At 76.7% G+C, this 18,772-nt stretch carries 19 protein-coding genes and 1 pseudogene; 10 read left to right on the plus strand and 10 right to left on the minus strand.

Going from position 1 to position 18,772, the window contains the following annotated elements; translation table 11 throughout:
- Positions 1-172: 172 nt before the first annotated feature.
- Together ACFVQZ_RS02470 and ACFVQZ_RS02475 are read right to left on the minus strand one after the other, a co-directional pair.
- Positions 173-535, minus strand: coding sequence for a hypothetical protein (locus ACFVQZ_RS02470; RefSeq protein ID WP_383618990.1), 363 nt, complete (start codon positions 533-535; stop codon positions 173-175).
- Between the two features lie 70 nt (positions 536-605).
- On the minus strand, positions 606-1,052 hold the full coding sequence (locus tag ACFVQZ_RS02475; protein WP_030494956.1) for a DUF6223 family protein: 447 nt from the start codon (positions 1,050-1,052) through the stop codon (positions 606-608).
- A gap of 212 nt (positions 1,053-1,264) precedes the next feature.
- Between ACFVQZ_RS02475 and ACFVQZ_RS02480 the strand changes: the two genes are divergently transcribed.
- From ACFVQZ_RS02480 to ACFVQZ_RS02495, 4 genes and pseudogenes are all read left to right on the plus strand, one after another.
- Positions 1,265-2,395, plus strand: coding sequence for a sensor histidine kinase (locus ACFVQZ_RS02480; RefSeq protein WP_383618992.1), 1,131 nt, complete (start codon positions 1,265-1,267; stop codon positions 2,393-2,395).
- On the plus strand, positions 2,392-3,072 hold the full coding sequence (locus ACFVQZ_RS02485) for a response regulator (protein ID WP_383618994.1): 681 nt from the start codon (positions 2,392-2,394) through the stop codon (positions 3,070-3,072). The genes ACFVQZ_RS02480 and ACFVQZ_RS02485 overlap by 4 nt, the downstream gene beginning before the upstream one ends.
- 107 nt (positions 3,073-3,179) lie before the next feature.
- Positions 3,180-3,671 (plus strand): annotated as a pseudogene (locus tag ACFVQZ_RS02490) (type 1 glutamine amidotransferase); the annotation flags it as partial.
- A gap of 328 nt (positions 3,672-3,999) precedes the next feature.
- Entirely contained in the window at positions 4,000-4,437 is a 438-nt protein-coding gene (locus ACFVQZ_RS02495; protein WP_030494959.1) for an OsmC family protein, read from the plus strand.
- A 79-nt stretch (positions 4,438-4,516) separates the two neighbouring features.
- Here the strand turns inward: ACFVQZ_RS02495 and ACFVQZ_RS02500 are convergent, their stop codons facing one another.
- Complete coding sequence (locus ACFVQZ_RS02500) at positions 4,517-5,968, minus strand: carboxylesterase/lipase family protein (protein WP_383618996.1); 1,452 nt, start codon at positions 5,966-5,968, stop codon at positions 4,517-4,519.
- 201 nt (positions 5,969-6,169) lie between these two features.
- Between ACFVQZ_RS02500 and ACFVQZ_RS02505 the strand changes: the two genes are divergently transcribed.
- The gene (locus ACFVQZ_RS02505) at positions 6,170-6,568 is read left to right on the plus strand and encodes a nuclear transport factor 2 family protein (protein ID WP_030494961.1); all 399 of its coding nucleotides are present in this window, start codon (positions 6,170-6,172) and stop codon (positions 6,566-6,568) included.
- 152 nt (positions 6,569-6,720) lie between these two features.
- Complete coding sequence (locus ACFVQZ_RS02510; protein WP_030494962.1) at positions 6,721-7,089, plus strand: hypothetical protein; 369 nt, start codon at positions 6,721-6,723, stop codon at positions 7,087-7,089.
- 16 nt (positions 7,090-7,105) lie between these two features.
- Here the strand turns inward: ACFVQZ_RS02510 and ACFVQZ_RS02515 are convergent, their stop codons facing one another.
- Positions 7,106-7,495 (minus strand): DUF4440 domain-containing protein, encoded by a 390-nt coding sequence (locus ACFVQZ_RS02515; RefSeq protein WP_030494963.1) that lies wholly within the window; start codon positions 7,493-7,495, stop codon positions 7,106-7,108.
- Between the two features lie 8 nt (positions 7,496-7,503).
- Complete coding sequence (locus tag ACFVQZ_RS02520) at positions 7,504-8,016, minus strand: DinB family protein (protein ID WP_030494964.1); 513 nt, start codon at positions 8,014-8,016, stop codon at positions 7,504-7,506.
- Positions 8,017-8,201: 185 nt separating this feature from the next.
- Here ACFVQZ_RS02520 and ACFVQZ_RS02525 point away from each other — a divergent pair, with 185 nt between their 5' ends.
- On the plus strand, positions 8,202-10,076 hold the full coding sequence (locus ACFVQZ_RS02525) for a glycoside hydrolase family 15 protein (RefSeq protein WP_383618999.1): 1,875 nt from the start codon (positions 8,202-8,204) through the stop codon (positions 10,074-10,076).
- On the opposite strand, the gene ACFVQZ_RS02530 is transcribed toward ACFVQZ_RS02525, so the two are convergent.
- Positions 10,058-10,423, minus strand: coding sequence for a cupin domain-containing protein (locus ACFVQZ_RS02530; protein WP_383619001.1), 366 nt, complete (start codon positions 10,421-10,423; stop codon positions 10,058-10,060). The genes ACFVQZ_RS02525 and ACFVQZ_RS02530 overlap by 19 nt on opposite strands.
- A gap of 175 nt (positions 10,424-10,598) precedes the next feature.
- On the opposite strand from ACFVQZ_RS02530, the gene ACFVQZ_RS02535 reads away from it, so the two are divergent.
- Both ACFVQZ_RS02535 and ACFVQZ_RS02540 read left to right on the plus strand, forming a co-directional pair.
- Positions 10,599-11,036, plus strand: coding sequence for an SPW repeat protein (locus ACFVQZ_RS02535; RefSeq protein WP_030494967.1), 438 nt, complete (start codon positions 10,599-10,601; stop codon positions 11,034-11,036).
- Positions 11,037-11,294: 258 nt separating this feature from the next.
- Complete coding sequence (locus ACFVQZ_RS02540) at positions 11,295-12,584, plus strand: ATP-binding protein (RefSeq protein WP_383619003.1); 1,290 nt, start codon at positions 11,295-11,297, stop codon at positions 12,582-12,584.
- Positions 12,585-12,587: 3 nt separating this feature from the next.
- Here ACFVQZ_RS02540 and ACFVQZ_RS02545 read toward each other — a convergent pair whose 3' ends face one another.
- The 4 genes from ACFVQZ_RS02545 to ACFVQZ_RS02560 all read right to left on the minus strand — a co-directional run bounded on the left by ACFVQZ_RS02545 (position 12,588) and on the right by ACFVQZ_RS02560 (position 17,073).
- Positions 12,588-13,499, minus strand: coding sequence for a carbohydrate kinase (locus tag ACFVQZ_RS02545; protein ID WP_383619005.1), 912 nt, complete (start codon positions 13,497-13,499; stop codon positions 12,588-12,590).
- A 45-nt stretch (positions 13,500-13,544) separates the two neighbouring features.
- Positions 13,545-14,108: a GNAT family N-acetyltransferase gene (locus tag ACFVQZ_RS02550; protein WP_051787845.1), complete on the minus strand. Its 564-nt coding sequence runs from the start codon at positions 14,106-14,108 to the stop codon at positions 13,545-13,547.
- Positions 14,109-14,200: 92 nt separating this feature from the next.
- Entirely contained in the window at positions 14,201-15,397 is a 1,197-nt protein-coding gene (locus tag ACFVQZ_RS02555; protein WP_383619008.1) for a pyridoxal-phosphate dependent enzyme, read from the minus strand.
- A 41-nt stretch (positions 15,398-15,438) separates the two neighbouring features.
- Positions 15,439-17,073: a hypothetical protein gene (locus tag ACFVQZ_RS02560; protein ID WP_383619010.1), complete on the minus strand. Its 1,635-nt coding sequence runs from the start codon at positions 17,071-17,073 to the stop codon at positions 15,439-15,441.
- A 177-nt stretch (positions 17,074-17,250) separates the two neighbouring features.
- Between ACFVQZ_RS02560 and ACFVQZ_RS02565 the strand changes: the two genes are divergently transcribed.
- Positions 17,251-18,750 (plus strand): PP2C family protein-serine/threonine phosphatase, encoded by a 1,500-nt coding sequence (locus ACFVQZ_RS02565; protein ID WP_383619012.1) that lies wholly within the window; start codon positions 17,251-17,253, stop codon positions 18,748-18,750.
- Positions 18,751-18,772 lie beyond the last annotated feature (22 nt).

Below are 18,772 nucleotides of genomic sequence, written 5' to 3' on the forward strand. Positions count from 1 at the left end.
TCAGGGGTGCATTCCGTCAGGTCGGTGCGCCTGGGGCGGGCCACGGCCGTGCGCCGGGCGGTCGCCAGGTCGGTTCGCCCGGGGGCCACGGCCGGGCGCCGGGCCGTCGCCAGGTCGGCTCGCCCGGGGACCACGGCCGGGCGCCCGGCCGTCGCGGCCGACGCGCACGGGTCTACGGTCGCGTGTCCTGCCGCCGCCGTTTCCGCCGGGCGGCGGCGCGGCGCACGGCGGCGCCGTACCGCGCACCCCGGGCGGGCGGCGTCGTGCCCGGCGCCCCCGTCCTGGCCCGCAGGCCGCGGACGGCCCGGAGCCGGCGGGCGTCGAGACGGCTCCGGCAGGACCGCAGGTGGTGCCGGGAGACGCGGGCGCGCTGCCCGCCGCCCGCGATGAGCGCGTTCACGGAGACCATCGGGTCGCCGCCGACCGAACGGGCCAGCAGCGCGCCCACCACGACCGGCCCGAGCGCCACCACGAGGGCGGTGCCGGTGGCCGAGACGCGGCGGAGGGGGCGGCGGCGCGGAGTGCGGAAGCTCATGGATCCATTCCACCGGTGCGGGGCGGCGGGCGGATCCGCCGGTGTACTCACCTCGTGACGGGAGGCGTACTCAGCCGGCACGGCGCCGGGAGCGGGCCAGGGCCCTGCCTCCCAGCGCCGTCGCGGCGAGGCCGACGAGCAGGGCCACGTAGGCGCCGCCCCGCCCGTTCCCGGTGCCGAGGCCGGCGTCTGCGGTGGCGGCGACCAGACCGCCGAGGACGACGGCGGCCACTCCGGCGGCCAGGGCCAGCACCGCGCCGAGCGGCCCGGTCGCGGCGCCGAGGCGCCCGGCGGGGCGGGCCGTGGCGCGCCACGCCACGAGCAGGCCGGCCAGTCCGAGCACCGCACCGGTGGACGCGCCGAGCCGGCCGGCGCTGAAGGTGGTCACGGAGGCGGCGAGGTCCGGGGCCGGGGCGGCGGAGGCGGGCGCGGCGAGGACGAGTCCCCTGAGCAGGGCGCCGCCGAGGACGGTGGCGAGCACGGGGGCTCCGGTGGCGAGCGTACGGCGGACGGACATGGCGGACTCCTCTTCGGGTGTGCGGTGCGGCGGTGTGCCGCCGACCGGTGCTCCGAGCATGTCCGCCGGCCCCTCCCCCGGTCGTCCTGCCGCCGCGGACACTTCGGCTGCCGCGTGCGCGGTAGCGCCCGCGCGTCTACCGCGTCCGTGGTAGTCGCCGGCTCCTCCCCGGGGCCGACTCCCGTGTGCGGCGGGCCGGTTAGGGTGCGCCCATGACACGACCGGGGGCCGGGTTCCGGCGGCGGTACGGGGACGGGGCGGTCGCCCTCGGGGTGACGGCGGCGCTGCTGGCCGCGTCGGCCTCCGCGCCCCGGCCCGACGCGCCGCTCGCCGTGGCGGCCGGATACGGGCTGCTGGCGGCCGGCGGGCTCGCCCTGGCCGTGCGGCGCCGGGCGCCCCGGGCCGTGCTCGCGGTCACGGGGGCGTGCGCGATCGGCTACCAGGCGGTGGGGTTCGACGTCCCGGTCGTGGCCTATCTGTTCGCCGTGTACGCCGCCGTACGGGCCGGGCACCGCGCCGTCACGGCCGGCGCGAGCGTGCTGATGCTGGCCGCGCTGCCGGTGGCGGCGCTGCTCTCGGGGGCGTACGGGACGGGCGAGGCGTTCGCGCGGGCGCGGGGCGCCCTGGAGATCGCCTGGCTCGTCGCGGCCGGCGCGGCGGGCGAGGCGCTGCGGCAGGCCGAGCGGCGGGCGGACGAGGCCGAGCGGACCCGCGAGGAGGCGGCCCGCCGCCGCGCGGACGAGGAACGGCTGCGGATCGCCCGCGAGTTGCACGACTCCCTCACCCACCAGATCTCCGTGATCAAGGTGCAGTCCGAGGTCGCCGTCCATGTGGCGCGGCGGCGCGGGGAGGAGGTGCCGCCCGCGCTGCTCGCCATCCAGGAGGCGGGCCGCGAGGCGAGCCGGGAGCTGCGGGCGACCCTGGAGGCGCTGCGCGACGACGACACGGCACCGCCGCGCGGGCTCGACGACGTGCCGGAACTGGTCGAGCGGGTCAGGGCGTTGGGGGTGGACGCGACGCTGACCGTCGAGGGACGCGGGGCGGACGTGCCGGCCGCCGTGGACCGGACGGTGTACCGGATCGTCCAGGAGTCGCTGACCAACGTCGCCCGGCACGCGGGCTCCGCGACGGGCTCGGTGCGGATCGACTGCCGGCCCGAGCTGCTCGCGGTCCGGGTCGACGACGACGGCGCGGCGGCACCGGCCACCGCCCCGGCGCCGGGTCTCGGCCTGCTCGGCATGCGCGAGCGGGTCACCGCCCTCGGCGGCCGGCTCACCGCCGGGCCGCGCGACGGCGGCGGCTTCTCCGTCCTGGCCGAACTCCCCGTGGAGCGCACCCCGTGATCCGTGTCCTGCTCGTCGACGACCAGCCGCTCATCCGCAGCGGGTTCCGCGCGCTGCTCGACCTGGAGGACGACATCGAGGTGGTGGCCGAGGCGTCCGACGGGCGGGAGGCGCTGGCCCTGGCCCGCGCGCCCGGGCCGGACGTCGCCCTCGTGGACATCCGGATGCCCGTCGTCGACGGCATCGAGACCACCCGGCGGATCGCGGCCGACCCCGGCCTCGCCGGCGTGCACGTGGTGATCCTGACCAACTACGGCATGGACGAGTACGTCCTGGACGCGCTGCGCGCGGGCGCCGCCGGGTTCCTGGTCAAGGACGTGCTGCCGGAGGACTTCCTGCACGCGGTGCGGGTCGCCGCGCGCGGCGACGCCCTCCTCGCGCCGTCCGTCACCCGCCGGCTCATCCACCGCTGCCTCGCCCAGCCGGCGTCGGCGGCCGCGGGCCCGGGTACGGATGCGGGCCGGGGCCTCGCGGAGCTGACCGGCCGGGAACGCGAGGCGGTGGTGCTGGTGGCGCGGGGCCTGTCCAACGACGAGATCGCCGGCCGCATGGTGATCAGCCCGCTCACGGCGAAGACGCACGTCAACCGGGCCATGACCAAGCTGGGTGTCCGCGACCGTGCCCAACTGGTGGTTCTGGCCTACGAGTCGGGCCTGGTGACGCCGAACGGCACCTGATCCGGGAGCCGTACGACTGCCGTACGGGACCGGTGCGGGACCCTTCCCCTGCCGGGAGCGGCGGGTGTCCACTGGGGGGCCGGAGCGGCGGCGGAAGGGCGGCGGTCATGGCGGTGTCGGTGCTGGTCGTGGAGCACGAGGACGGAGCGGGCGCGGGGCTGGTCGGGGAGCGGCTGGCGGCGGACGGGCTGCGGCTGGACGTGCGGCGGCCGTGGCGGGGCGAGGAGCTGCCCGCGACACCGGCGGCGCACGGCGGGGTGCTGGTGCTCGGAGGGTCCGTGGGCTGCCGGGACGACGGGGCGGCGCCGTGGCTGCCGCGGGTCCGGCAGCTGGTGCGCGAGGCGGTCCGGCGCGAGGTGCCGCTGCTCGGGATATGCCTGGGCGGCCAGCTCGTCGCCGACGCCCTCGGCGGAGCGGTCGCCGCCCGGCCGCGGGGGCCCGAGGTGGGTTCCGTACCCCTGCGGCGGCTGCCCGGCGCCGCGGGCGACCCGGTGTTCGGCGCGGTGCCGGAGGGGGCGCCGGCGGCGCAGTGGCACTTCGACGACATCGTCCGGCTGCCGGCCGGCGCCGTGCCGCTGCTGGGCGGCGACGACTGCCGGTACCAGGCGTTCCGGGCGGGGCCGGTGGCGTGGGGCACGCAGTTCCATCCGGAGGTGGACGGCGACGCGGTCGCGGTGTGGGCGCGGGCCGACGCGGCGGCGGTACGGGAGCGGGGCGGCGATCCGGACGCGGCGGTGGCCGCCGTGCGGCGGGACGGCGCGGCGCTGCGGGAGGTCTGGGGCGCGGCGGCCGTGGCCTGGGGGCGGGTCGTGCGGGAGCGGGCGGCGGCGGACGCGGCACGCTGGCGGCCCGGTCGGGTGCGGCGGCGCGGGCCGGGCGCCGTAGCGTACGGGGCAGGCATCCGAACGAGCCCGAGGAGCAGCGCCCATGGCCGATTACCGCGTCGAGACCGTCCGTACCGGATACCGGCGGTGGACCGCCCGCAACGAGCGGGGGGCCGAGGTGCTGATGGCGGCGGCCGACGACGACGGCGCGCAGCCGTCGTTCACGCCGGTGGAACTGCTGCTGGCGGCGATGGGCGGCTGCGGCGGTCTGGTGATCGACCGGACGGCGCGGGCGGTGGACCACGACGACCTGCGGATCGTGGTCGAGTCGGTGTCGGCGCCGGAGGACGACGGCAGGATCGGCCGGATCCGGGTGAGTTACGAGTTCGACCTGCCGGACTCGAACCCGAAGGCGGCCGAGGTGTTCGCGCGCGGGGTGCGGCTCACGCACGAGAAGTTCTGCACGGTGAGCCGCACCGTCGAGCACGGCGCACGGGTCGAGGCGGTCCTGCCGGACGGCACGGTCGGCTTCGAGGGCTGACCGGGGGCTGGGGGCTGGGGGCTGCGGGAAACCGGCGCGCGCGTCAGGTCGGCGCGCACGTCAGGTGAACCAGAGGTCGTCAGGTCAGCCAGAGGTCGCGGACCTGCCGGACCGGGTCGCTCTCGACCCGGCTCTCGCTGTCCCAGACCTGGGTGGCGCGGGTGTCGGGGGCGTAGCGGGGCCAGTCGGCGCCCGGGTCCTGGTCCCTGACGAACGCGACCCAGGCGCGGTGCACGGCGTCGGCGAGGGCCTGCGGCGGGGTGTCGCCCGCGGCCTCGGCGACCCCTTCGGCGTCGAGGAGGTCGAAGGCGAACGGCAGGTCCAGGCAGTGCGCGGCGATCCCGAGGACCGGTGAGCGCCAGCCGAACTGGTAGAGCCAGGTGGGGCGTTCGCGGGCGGCGCGGGCGTCGGCGACGGCCAGGTTCGGGGCCCGGAACATGACGTCGGTGAGCGCCTGCCCGAAGAGGCCGCCCTCCGGCACGTCCGGGTACGCGGCGGCGAACGCGCCGGTGCGCGCCGGGTCGAGGCCCAGCGCGCCGAGGAGGACCGGCAGCGGCGGCCCTGCGTCGCCGGGGCCGGGGACCGCCGAGAACTCGTCGGCGGTGAAGCCGAGCAGCAGCGGGACCGCGGCGCCCGCGTCACCGGCGGTGAGGGCGTCGGCGGCCGGTACGGGGACGAGGTCGCCGTCCGCGAAGGGGGCGAGCGCCAGCATCGGGGGCAGCCCCGCGCGGTCGGGTCCGTCCTCGGCGAGGCGGTCCTGGAGGGCGAGGAGGTCGTCGTCGCTCAGGTCGCGCAGGGCGGCGGCGGTGGCGGGGACGCCGGTGCGCTCCGTGAACAGGCGGGCGGCGGCGCGGGCGGTCGCGGGGCCGTCGGGGCGCAGGAGGGCGCCGGAGACGGAGATCGCGCCGCGGAACAGGCCCTCGGCGGAGGGGGTGGCGAGCAGGGTGAGGACGGCGCCGCCGCCGGCGGACTGGCCGGCGATCGTCACCTTGCCGGGGTCGCCGCCGAAGGCGGCGATGTTGTCGCGGACCCAGGTGAGGGCGGCGATCCAGTCGCGGACGCCGCGGTTGTCGGGGGCGTCCTCCAGGTGCAGGAAGCCCTCGATGCCGAGCCGGTAGCCGACGGAGACGAGGACGACGCCGTCGCGGTTGAAGGCGGCGCCGTCGTACCAGGGGCTCGCGGCGGAGCCGGCGACGTACCCGCCGCCGTGGATCCAGACGAGGACGGGCAGGCCCTCGGCCGGGACGGTGTCGGGCGTGAAGACGTTGAGGTTGAGGACGCCGGCGCCCGGGACGCTGGGCTCGGGGATGGTGGTGACCTCGGCGAAGGGGCGGCGCTGGGCGGTCGGGCCGTACGCGGTGGCGTCCAGCGGCTCGGTCCAGGGCTCGGGCGGCTCCGGGGCGGCGAAGCGGAGGTCGCCGACGGGCGGCTTGGCGTACGGGATGCCGAGGAAGCGGTACGTGCCGTCGGCGCGGCGCTCGCCGCGGACAGGCCCGCGGGTGGTGGCGACGAGGGGGCGGGGGGCGGTCATGGGGCGGCTCCTGGGTGGCGCGGGACGGAGGCGGGCGGGGTGTCGTCGGGGCCAGCGTCTGAGCCGCGACCTGCGGCGTCAAGGGAGGAAGGGCCAGAGGTGACACGAGTCACTTACACGAGTCAGCAGCGTGCGTGACCGCCGGGAACGCGACGGCCCCAGCGGGTGCGGCGGGCGGCGCGCCGGGGGCATGATGAAGGCATGACCGACCGGGACGACTTCCTGACGTGGGTCAGGACCGATCTCCAGGCCGCCGAGCGGGCGCTCCACGACGGGGACCCCGAGCCGCGCCGGGCGCTGTGGTCGCGGCGCGAGCCGGTGAGCGTCTTGGGCGCCTGGTACAACGCGCTCGGCCGGGAGGACGTGGACCGCGTGTTCACGGCGCTCGCCAAGCGCTTCTCCGCCTGCACGTCCTACCGCATCGAGGTGCTCAGCCACGACGTCGTCGGCGACGCCGCCTACACCGCCTGCTTCGAGCACGTCGCGGCGTCGGTCGACGGCGAGGCCCGCACCTACACGCTGCGCGCCACCCAGACGTACCGGCGCGAGGACGGCGCCTGGCGGGTCGTCCACCGGCACGGGGACCTGGTGCAGGCCTGAACGGAAGGGGCCCGCTCGAACCCGCCGCCCCCACGCACACAGAAGCGGCACCCCCTGAACCGACACCCCCGGCCCGGCGTCTTCCCCCGAGGAATCGACAGCCGGTCGATCGACAGCCGGTCAGGGGCGGCCGAAGGGGGAGGCGACGGCGCATGGGGTGGACCGCCGAGCAGGTCGTGGGCGGTGTGTTCCTGCTGGGGCCGGGGGTCGCCCTGGTCGTGGCGGGTCTCGTGTGGAAGGGGCGGGCCGTGCGCCCCTTCGCCGCCCGCCGGGCCGGCCGGATGGCCCACGCGGCGTACGTCCGGGACCTGGAACGGGCCGTGGAGCAGGCGATCGTGGCCGCCCGGCGCGCCGCCGGCGAGGGCGAGCCGGCGATCGTCACGGTGTCCGCCGTGGAGCGGCTGGCCCGGGAGCGGTACGGGCTCGAGCACGTCGAGCGGGAGCACGCCGCCGCCGCGCTGCGCCGGGGCTTCCGGCGGTACGGCTGCGCGGCGGACTGCGTGACGGACGCCTACGCCTGAGCGGTGCGGCGGTCCCCTACGCCCGGCCGGGCGCTTCCGGTACCGGCGTCGCCTGGTGGTAGAAGAGCCTCAGGGAGCCGGTGGCGTCGCGGCGCCACACCGACGAACGCCGGGCGCGCCGGCCGTCGATGGCGGTCTCGTAGGTGAGGTGGACGAGCCCCGGGGCGAGGACCGTGCCCGCGAAGGCGGTGGCGACGATCGGCGGCCCGTCCTCGCCGCCGTGCAGCCCGGCGAGCGCGGCGAGCATGTCGGCGCGCGTCCAGAGCCGGCCCGAGGCGCCGACCTCCGTGAACGCGGGGTCCAGCAGCTCCTCGCCCTGCGCCGGGGACATCCGGACGGCCGGGTCGTGGAGCAGGCGTTCGCGCCGGATGGCCTCGGTGACGTCGGGGTGCGCGGCGGTCGTCATGGCGGGGGTCACTCTCCGGTCGTGCCGTCGATGCGTTCGCGGAGGAGGTCCGCGTGGCCGTTGTGGCGGGCGTACTCCTCGATCATGTGGGCGAGGACGAAGCGGACGGAGTACGTCTCGTCCCCGAGGCGGCCGGTGGCGTCCAGCGAGCCGGCCGCGTCCACGACGGCGCGGGAGCGGGCGCACTCGGCCCGCCACACGGCGAAGTCGGCCTCGGCGTCGGCGTCCTCGACGTCGAAGTCGGCCCAGTCGGTGGAGCCGGGCGGGGTCCAGGGGCTGCGGCTGTCCTCGCCGGCCAGCACGTTCCGGAACCAGCCGCGCTCGACCTCGGCGGCGTGCCGCACCAGGCCGAGCAGCGACAGCCCGGACGGCGGCACGGCCCGTTCCTTCAGCTGCTCCGGGGTGAGCCCCGAGCACTTGAGCGCGAGGGTGTCGCGCTGGAACTGGAGCATGGCGCAGAGCGTGGCCCGCTCGTCCGCCCCGGAGGTGGGCACCGTCGTGCGCCCGTCGTCCTGGATCATGGCGGCATTCTGCCTGGTCGGGGGCATGGTGTCCGCCGCTTTTCGCCGGCCGGGCGCCCGCCCCCGCCGGCGCGCGGGTCCGCCGCCGCCCGGCGCGGTGGGCTCGCCGTCCCCCGCTCACCGTCTCCCGCCCGCGGGATCCGCCGCCGGAGGCAGCCCCGGGCCCGTTCGCGGATAGTGGAGTGATGAAGCGCTATCCGCTCATCGCCGAGCACGGTCTGGTGGGCGATCTGCAGACCGCCGCGCTCATCTCCGACGAGGGCGTCGTCGACTGGTTCGCGGCGCCCCGCTTCGACTCTCCCGGGGTGTTCTCGGCGCTCCTGGACCACGACCGGGGCGGCTACTTCCGGCTCTCCGTCGACGGCCCGGACGTGACGGTCAAGCAGCTGTACTACCCGGACACGGCCATGCTCGTGACCCGGTTCATGTCGCCGGACGGGGTCGGCGAGCTGATGGACTGGATGCCGCCGGACCGGACCGGCCGGGTCACGGACCGGCACACCCTGATGCGGGTGATGCGGTGCACGCGCGGCAGCGTCACGTTCACCCTGGAGTGCCGGCCGCGGTTCGGCTTCGGGCGGACCCCGCACGAGACCCGGATCGACGGCCGTACGGCGTCCTTCCGCGCGGCGGCGATGGCGGGCTTCCTCCAGACGAACGTACCGCTGGAGCCGGACGGGCCGTCCGACGTGCGGGGCCGGCTGCGGCTGGCCGAGGGCGGGATCGCGGGCGCGTCGTTCACCGTGGACGGCCCCGGGGCCGCGCCGCCGCCGCTGCCGGACGTGCGGGAGGTGGAGGCGGCGCTGTGGGACGCGGTGGACTTCTGGCAGCGGTGGGTGCGCACCGCGCGGTACCGCGGCCGCTGGCCGGACATGGTGCACCGGTCGGCGATCACGCTGAAGCTGCTGACGTACCTGCCGACGGGCGCGCCGATCGCGGCGCCGACGCTGGGCCTGCCGGAGCTGGTGGGCGGCGAGCGGAACTGGGACTACCGCTACACCTGGGTGCGGGACGGTTCGCTGGCCGTGCGAGCCCTGCTCGACCTGGGGTTCGCGGAGGAGGCCGCGGCGTTCACGGACTGGCTGACGGCGCGGGTCGCCGAGCGGTCGGCGGGCCCGGCGGGCGGACGGCCGCTGCAGATCATGTACCGGGTGGACGGGGATCCGCGGCTGCCGGAGGAGGTCCTGGCGGAGTTCGAGGGCTACCGGGGTTCGGCGCCGGTGCGGGTCGGGAACGCGGCGGCGGACCAGCTGCAGCTCGACGTCTTCGGCGAGGCGATGTACGCGCTGGCGCAGGGCGCCGGCCGGGACGTGCTGCCGACCTACGACGGGTGGCGGGCGGTGTCGGGGATGCTCGACTGGCTCGCGGACTCCTGGGACGCGCCCGACGAGGGCATCTGGGAGACCCGGGGCGGCCGGAAGGACTTCACCTTCAGCCGGGTGATGTCCTGGGTGGCCTTCGACCGGGGCCTGCGGCTGGCGGAGGAGTTCGGGCGCCCGGCGGCCCTGGACACCTGGCGGGCGGCGCGGGACGAGATCTTCGCGCAGGTGATGCGGCGCGGCTGGAGCGACCGGCGCGGCGCCCTGACCCAGTACTTCGGCGGGGACGTGCTGGACGCCGCCCTCCTGCTGATCCCCCGCACGGGCCTGCTGAGCCCGACGGACCCGCGGTGGCTGAGCACCCTCGACGCGATCGAGGAGGCCCTGGTCCGCGACAGCCTGGTGCACCGGTACGACCCCGGTGCCGCGCCGGACGGACTGCGGGGCGCCGAGGGCACGTTCAGCCTGTGCACCTTCCTGTACGTGGACGCGCTGGCGCGGGCCGGCCGGGTGCGGCAGGCCCGCTTCTCGTTCGAGAAGATGCTCACGTACGCCAATCACGTCGGCCTGTTCGCCGAGGAGATCGGCCCGTCCGGTGAGCAACTGGGCAACTTCCCCCAGGCGTTCACCCATCTCTCGCTGATCATGGCGGCGACGACGCTGGACGAGGTGCTGGACGCCGCCGCCGGCCGACCGGGACGCGGCGGGCGACGGCCTCCGGGTCAGGACGACTTGGCGTAGTCGGCGAAGCCGACCCAGTCGAGGGCGACGCACGCCTCGTCGCCGACGACCCAGGCGTCGTGACCGGGGGTGACCTCCATGAAGTCGCCGGGGCCGAATTCGCCCTCCTCGCCGGAGTCCATGACGACGTGGAGGCGTCCGCTGACCACGTAGCCCACGTGCGACGCCTGGCAACTGTCCGTCCCGGCCAGCGGCTTCACGTGCTCGGACCACTTCCAGCCGGGTTCGAAGACGGCGCGGCCGACCGCGCCGCGCTCGGTGTCGAGCAGGTCGAGCCTGCCCTTGCCGCCCTCGAAGGGGCGGGTCTCGTCCGCTGAGTCGAAGCTTCTTCGTACGATGCCGGTCATCGTCTCCGCCTCCCGGCGGTGCGCGGGTCCCCGAGTCCTCTCCCAGCCTACGCCGGGGCGGGCGACCGCTCTCGTCCCCGCTTCACATAAGGAACATATAAGAGCACAATGGGACTGCGGCCCCGTGCCGCGAGCGCGGTCCGACACGCAGCACGCCAGCAAGGAGGCGAGTCACATGGCCGACGTCTCTCACCGTCCCGGTGACATCTCGGGACACCCCGACGCGACGGAGATGCGCGATCGCTACGCGCAGATCCTCCAGACCAGAGGGGTGGCCGCCGTCGAGGAGCTCGTGATCCTCGCCGGAGTATGGATCGCGGTCTCCGCGTACACGGTCCACTTCGCGGCCGCCAGGCCGGAACTGGCCATCACCAACCTGGTCGTCGGCATCGCGCTCGCGGTCCTCGGCCTGTGCACCTCGATGGCCCCCGAGCGCTCCCAGGACCTCAACTTCGTCGTCCTGCTGCTCGGCGCCTGGACGATCGTCGCCCCGTGGGTCGTCACCCGGAACCCCGACACCGGCATGGTGCTCAGCAACGTCATCGCCGGCGCGTGCGTCTGCCTGTTCGCCCTCACCGCGGGCGGACTGCTGATGAGCAAGCGCAAGAGGTGAGGCACCCGCCTCTCCCCCCTCCCCCTCTCCCGCGACGGCGGCGGTCCCCGGACCGCCGCCGTCCGCACGCCACGCGCACACACCGCGCCCTCGCCGCACCCACAGCGCCCGCCGTGACGGAAACGTCCCGCACCCGAAACGCCCAGTGACGAAGCGGCGCGTTTCGCCGCCCCGCCTTGTGCAGGATGGCGCAGGCCCCGCCGCCCCGCCCCCGCCTAGCCTCGCCGCAACGAGAGCACACGAGGGGCGGTACCACCGGTGAACTGGCACATCCACGACTACCGCGAGAGCGATCTCGCCGCCGTCGTCCATCTGATCGACACCACGGCCGAACTCGGCCAGGAGTCCGTCTTCTCCCTCGCCGAGTGCATCGGCGCCCTCACCTCCCGGCAGCCGGCCGTCGTCGCCGTCCACCAGGGCGTGCCGATCGGGGCGGCACTCGCCTGCGTCTCCGGCGAGCGGGCCTGGGTGATGCGGATCGCGATCGCCTCCGCCTGGCGCGGCCGGGGCCTGGCCAGCGCCCTCCTGGTGGAGCTGGAGCGCAAGCTGGTCGCCGCGCGGGTGGGCCGGATCGCGTACGTCCTGCCGGAGGAGGAACTGGTCGGCGAGGGGCTGCTGAACGCCGGTTACACGCGCCAGCCCGCCGTCGCGTACTTCGAGAAGACCGAGCCGCTGCACGGGCCCGCCGCCGGCCTGCTGGACGACCTCGGCGGCCGGCTGCTGCCGGGCGACCTGTGGGCGAAGGTGGCCGGCATGGAGCGCGAGAAGGACCTGATCGAGCGGCGGGTCGTGCTGCCGCTGGCCGAGCCGGAGCGGGCCGCCCGGCACGGCGTCCGCCCGCCCCGGGCGATCTGCCTCTTCGGCCCGCCCGGCACCGGCAAGACGACCTTCGCGCGGGCGATCGCGTCCCGGCTCGGCTGGCCGTTCGTGGAGATCCTGCCGTCCCGCCTCGCCGACGGCGGCAACCTCGCGGCGGCGCTGCGCACCGCCTTCGCACGGATCGCGGAGCTGGACCGGGTGCTCGTCTTCATCGACGAGGTCGAGGAGATCGCCCCGGTCCGCAGCGAGCCGGCCGGGCCCGGCGGGCTGCACGGCGTCACCAACGAACTGCTGAAGCTGATCCCCGGCTTCCGGGAGCGCGACGAGCGGCTGCTGGTGTGCGCGACCAACTCGGTCCGCTCCCTCGACCCGGCCTTCCTGCGGCCGGGCCGCTTCGACTACCTGATCCCGATCGGTACGCCGGACAAGGGCGCCCGGGCCGCGATCTGGTCCCGCTACACCGACGGCCGGCCGGAGGTGGACATCGACGAACTGGTCCTCGCCAGCGACCTGTTCACCCCGGCGGACATCGAGCACGCGGCCCGGGTCGCCGCGCAGGCGTCCTTCGAGCGGGACCTGCTGGCCGTCGGCGCCCGGGACTCCGAGACCGCCGCGCCGGGGGCGAGCACGGCGGACTACCTGGCGGCGATCGCCGCCGCCCGCCCGACGGTGACGCCGGAGCTGGTCGAGGCGTTCGCGGCGGACATCACCAGCCACGCCCGGACGTGACCGTCACCCGGCGGCGAGCGCGGCCTCCAGCTCCGCGCGGTCCGGCAGCCGCGCCCCGGCCCGCCCGACGGTGACGCGGGCCGCGGCCCCGGCCCTCGCCAGCAGTCCGGCGAGGTCACCGGCACCGAGCGCCGCGAGCCCGGGCCGGTCGGTGCCGGCGAGGGCGTCCAGGACGGCCGCCATGAAGGAGTCGCCCGCGCCGACCGTGTCGACGACGGCGACGGGCGGCGCCGCGGCCGTCACCGTGTGGCCGCGGGTGACCGCCAGCGACCCGGCGGCGCCCCGGGTGACGAGGACGACGACGGGGCCGAGCGCCAGCCAGCGCGCCGCCACCGCCTCCGGCGCCTCGCCCGGATACAGCCAGTCCAGGTCCTCGTCGCTCGCCTTCACCAGGTCGGCCAGGCCCACGCACCGCTCGACCCGCCCCACGGCCGCCCCGCGCTCCCCCATCAGCGCGGGCCGCACGTTCGGGTCGTAGCTGACCGTGGCCACCGGCCGCAGCCGCCGGGTGAGGGCCAGCACGCTGCCCGCGCCCGGTTCGGTGACGGCCGCGATCGAACCGAGGTGCACGTGCCGCACCGGCCCGGGCGTCGCCGGCGGCGCGTCGGCGGTCAGCGTCCAGGCGATGTCGAAGGCGTACGCGGCCCGGCCGCTCCCGTCCAGGGTGACGACCGCCGACGGCGTGCGGGCGGGGGCGCCGCCGACCGCGACCCGCACCCCGGCACCGGCGAGATGCCCGCCGATCAGCCGCCCGGCGTCGTCGTCGGCGAGCTGCGTGAGCAGGGTGGTGTCCCGGCCGAGCCGGGCGAGCCCGTAGGCGACGTTGGCGGGGCTGCCGCCGGGGTGGACGGCGTCGGGGGCGCCGGGTTCGCGGACGATGTCGGCGACGCACTCGCCGATCACCAGGAAGGTCATGCGGTGCACAGCTCCTCGGCGTAGGGGTCCTGGTGGCCGGCCCGGTCAGGCACGGCGGCGGTACAGGATCTGGCGGGCGTCCCACTCCACGAACGACCCGGCGGGCTCCAGGCCGACGGCCTCCAGCAGGCGGCGGGAGCGGTGGTTGGCCTCCTGGGTGACGGCGACGACGCTCGGGGCGGTCTCCAGGACCCGGGCGACGGCCGCCGCCACCGCCTCCCGGGCGTATCCGCTTCCCCAGTGCTCGGGGAGGAACTGGTACGACACCTCGGTCTCGCCCCCGCGCCCGCCCTCCTCCACGGTGACGAGCCCGAGCAGCACGCCGTCCTCGGCCCGCACCACGGCGTGGCAGCCGGGCGCGCCGACGATCCGCCGCTGCCGGATCCGCACGACCGACGCGATGACCGGCCCCCCGAGGTGGCGCCGCACCTCGGGATCGGTCCAGAGCCGCGTCACGGCGGGCACGTCCGCCCGCCGCACGGGCCGCAGCACCAGCCGCTCGGTACGGAGCGGGGCCGACGATTCCGGGGACGACGGTTCCGGGGACGACGGTTCCGGGGACGACGGTTCCGGGGACGCGGACGGGTCGGCGGACGGGGAGGCGGTCATGCTCTGCATCATCGCAGCCGCCGGCGCCCACCGGCTCACGGGCCGGTCCCGGAGGTGCCCCGGCGCCCCGGTGACGTCGTACGCGGGCTGCCTCAGCCCGTGAGCAGGGCCCGTACGGCGTCCCAGCCGGCGTCCATCGGCCGGGCCGTCTCCCGTCCCGTGGCCACGTCCTTGTAGCCGCTGGAGGTGACGACGCAGACGACGGGTCCGTCCTCGTCCGCCGGGTCGGGCCCGTGCGCGCGCAGCCCGGCGAGCCCGGCGGCGGCCGACGCCTCGCACCAGATGCCCTGACCCGCCAACTCCTCGCGCGCCGCGGCGAACTGACCCTCCGTCACAGTCCGCGCGGCGCCACCGGTGCGCTGGATCGCGAGCACGCCGCGGTAGCCGTTCACCTCGCAGTCGATGGCGTACGCGGCGGTCGGCCCGACGGGGACGCGGGCGGCCGGGCGGCCGGACCGCAGCGCCTCGGTGAGGGCCCCCGCGGCGGCCGGCTCGACGCCGTACATCCGGGGCACGGCGTCCGTCACGCCCAGCCGCGCCAGCTCCTCGAAGCCCTTCGCCACCCCGAACAGCAACTCGCCGTAACCACAAGGCACATGGACGGCGGCGGGCGCCCGTCCGAGCGCGAGCGCGATCTCGTAGGCGATCGTCTTGTACCCCTCCGGGCCGAACGGGTGGCCGGTGTGCGCGGAGTCCGTGACGCTGCTGACCGCCTGGTAGCCGAGTTCGCCGGTGATCCGCCGCATCAGGGGCCGCACGTCCTCGTACGGGACGGTCAGCACGGCCGCGCCGTAGGCCCGGAGGTGGGAGGCGACGGCGGGCGGCGCGTACGGCGAGGTGAAGACGGCGCACGGCAGGCCCGCCCGGGCCGCGTAGGCGGCGGCGGACGCGCCGTGGTTGCCGGACGACGACACCACGATCCCGCGCGCCCCGGAGGCCGCGGCGGCGCTCACCGCCACCCGGTTCAGCCGGTCCTTGTGGCTCCACGTCGGGTTCCGCGACTCGTCCTTCACCCACACCCCGTCCCCCAGCGCGACCAGCGGCGTGTTCCCCTCGCCCAGCCCCGGCGCGGCGAGCGGCGGCAGCAGCGGCGCCCACCGCTCCAGCCCGTGCGCGGCCGGCCCGTCGAACAGGTCCGCGGGCACGGCGTCGTAGTCGTACGCCACCTCCAGCGGGTACGCCACCTCCTCGGTCGACGTCACCGGACACCCGCCGGTCAGCGGCGGCCACAGCGGATGCCGCACGGACGGATCGGCGAGGGACCGCTGGGCGCGGGCGAGCGACGTCACGGGGACCTTTCTGCGGAGGACGGACGGGCCGGGGGCCCGGGTCAGCGGGTGTGCATGCGGCGGCGGAGGGCTTCCAGGGCGCCGGGACGGCGGCCGGGGACGCGGCGGCGGAGGGCCAGCAGGGTGGGGGCGAGGGCACGGCCGCGGGCCGGGTCGGTGATCTGCTCCCACTGGTGGTGCGCCCGGTCCACCGCCCCTTCGACGTCCGGGTCGTCCGGCTTCTGGCGCAGTCCGAGCCGCGCCTCGGCGACCGCGAGCCACAGCTCGCAGCTGCGGGCCGGCTCGCCCGCCAGCCGGGCGAGGTCCGCCCGCACCTCCATCCAGTGCACCGCCTCCGCCGAACGCGGCCCGAACCGCCGCAGCGCGTCCCGCTCCCACGCGGCGGCCATCTCGGCGGCCTCGGCGTGCCGCCCGGCCATCGCGGCCGCCAGGATCGCGGGGTGCGGATCGTGCGGTACGGGCTCCGCCTCCGGGGCCCGGCCGTACCCGACCCGCCGTGGATCCGCCGCCGCCGGAGGCACGACGGGCGGAGCCTCGGGCATCGGAGGGACCACCGGCTCCTTCTCCTCCCGCCCACGGGGCGGCGCCAACTTCATGGTGCCCGGGCTCTCTTCGCCCTCACCGCCGGATTCGGGGACGGCCGTGGGACGTCCCCCCGGCGGGCTCCCGGGCTGCTGCTCGGGCGCCGGCGCGGCCTCCGCCGCCGGAGCCGGTACGGGCGGAGCCGCCGCCGTGTACCCCGCCGGGAGCGGCGGCACCCCGTTCGGGACGGGAGGGGCGGCCGGGACGGGAACGGCCGCGCGCACCGGGACGGGGCCGGGCTCCCCGGCGGACGCGGCGACGCGGCTCCGAGCGCGCGCGGGCGGCGCAGGTGCGGGCACCGGCACGACTACGGCGACCGGGACGGGCGCCGGACCGGCCCCGCTCCCCCACTCGCCCACCCGCTCCGGCCCCTGCCCCTGCGTCTGCGCCTGCGGCCGTGGCAGGAACAGCGCCTCCACCGTCACCGTGCGTGCCGCCGCCTCGGTGTGCAGTGCCGGGAAGGGGGCGCGGGTGCCGGCGCGCCACTGGTCGGCCCAGGCGCGGAGGTAGTCGGGGGTGGTGCGTTCGCCGCGGCGCGGGGGCGGGGTGACGCGGGCGTAGAGGGTCGGCGACGGGGTCAGGCGGAGCAGGTCGGGGGCGGTGCCGAGGCGGTCCCAGGCGGCCGGGTCGGCGACGAGGTCGGCGACGATCGTCGTGGTCCCGGCCGGGCGGGCGGCGGCCGCCTCGGCGAGCCAATGCCAGGGCAGGGCCGTGTAGCGGAGCGCGGCCGAGGTGCTGCGGGCCAGGGCCAGGTGCGGCAGCTGCTGGCGGCGGTCGAGGTGGAGCTGGCCCGCGAGGAAGACGACGAGCGGGCCGGGGCTCTGCGCGGCGGCGCGCAGCCGGGTGAGGACGGTCTGCGGGTCGACGGGGTCGGCGAGTTCGACGAGCGTCGCGGTCGCCGTGCCGGTGAGGACGCCGGGCGGGACCGCCGCGAGCGCGGGCAGCACGGAGGCCGCGTCCATGGTGCGGCCGCGTCCGGCCGGCGCCGCCGCGAGCAGCACCGCCGTACCGGCCGGGGCCGAAGTCACCGCCGCCGCCTCCCCCGTGTCCGTACCCACCGCGCCCGCCGTACCGTTCGCCTCGTCGCTCACCACACGTGCACCGTAACGCGTGGTGTCGCGGCCGCTCACGGCCGGGCCGTTGGCATATGCCAGAAGCACCACCGGATCGAGTGTTGCCAAACCCCTTACGAGCGCTCCTCCCCTGTGCCACAGTCGTCTCCTGGACCCGTCACCATCCGGGCCTGCGCCGCGCCTGTATCGGAGTACGACATGCCGTCCCCTCTGTTCGCGGACCGTTCCGCCCAGCCTCCGGAGCCGGGCGCCGTGGACGCGCTGATCTCGCAGACGAGTCGTCTGCGCGGTGAGGTCGACGCCGTCCGCCGGGACGCCGCTGCCCACGACGACGATCCCCGGCAGCGCTGGCAGCGCGCGCTGTGCGACCTGGCGATGCATCAACTCGACGACCTGCGCGCGCAGTTCGGCCAGCTCCGCGACGGCGCTCCGGCCGCGGCTCCCCCGGCCCCGAAGGACGCGCCCCCGGAGGACGCCGCGCCGGACGGGGGCAGCCCGCTGTTCGACGGCTCGTTCACCAGCGAGGCCGGCGCCGCCTACGGCGAGGCGCCCACGGCCACCGGTTCGCTCCTCGCCCGCGTCGGCAGCGCCGAGTGGAACCTGCTGACCGACGAGGTGAGCTGGTCCGACGAACTCTTCGACATCTTCGGACGCCCGCGCGAGCGGGGCCCTATGTCGCTCGACGAGATGCCGACGGTGGTCCTGCCCGACGACCAGCCGCGCCTCCAGGGCATGGTGACCGACTGCCTGATCGACGGGAAGCCGATCGACGGCGAGTTCCGGATCGTCCGCCCGGACGCCACGCGCCGCACCGTGCACATGACCGGCGAACCGGTCCTCGACGCCGACGGCTGCACGGCCTCCATGTGGGCCGTCTTAAGGGACGTCAGCGAACTGCGCCGCAGCGAGCGGGCCCTCCGCGAGAGCCGCGACCGCCTGGAGCAGAGCCGGCAGATCGAGCGCACCGAGCACCGGGTCGCCGTCGAACTCCAGGAGGCGGTCCTCCCGCCGTGGCGCGGCTCGCTCGGCTTCGCACACGACGGGCCGGCCCCGGTCGGCGTCGCCGGCCACTACTTCCCGGCCGCCTCCGCCAATCTGATCGGCGGCGACTGGTACGACGCGCTCGCGCTGCCCGCCGGCGACGCGCTGCTGACCGTCGGCGACCTCACCGGCCACGGCGTGGCCGCGACCTCCTCCATGGCGATGCTGCTCGGCGCGCTGCGCGGCATGGCCGTGGCCGGGATCCGGCCCGGCGCCCTGATGGGCCACCTCAACCAGCTCCTGGAGAGCTCCGGCCAGCCGGCCCTCGGCAGCGCCCTGTGCTGCCGCTACGACCCGGCGGCGCGGACGCTCGTCTGGGCGCAGGCCGGCCACCCCGCCCCGCTGCTGTTCCGCGGCGGGACGGGACGCCCGCTGCGCCGCCCCGAGGGCGTGCTCCTGGGCGCGACCGGCGGGGCCGCGTACGAGGAGACCGAGACCCGGCTCCAGCCGGGCGACGTGCTCGTCCTCCACACCGACGGCCTGACCCGGGGCGCCCACGTCCTCGACGACACGGGCGTGGCACGACTGCTCGCGCTCGCTCCCCGGCTGGCGGAGGCGCGGGACGCGCAGGAGTGCCTGCGGACGGTCCTGGAGGAGTTCGGCGACGAGGCACGCGAGGACGACGCCTGTGTGATGGTCGTCCGCGTCGGTTCCTGACCCCGGCACCACGGCGGCCCCG

The organism is Streptomyces sp. NPDC057854, assembly GCF_042797055.1.
GTDB lineage: Bacteria > Actinomycetota > Actinomycetes > Streptomycetales > Streptomycetaceae > Streptomyces.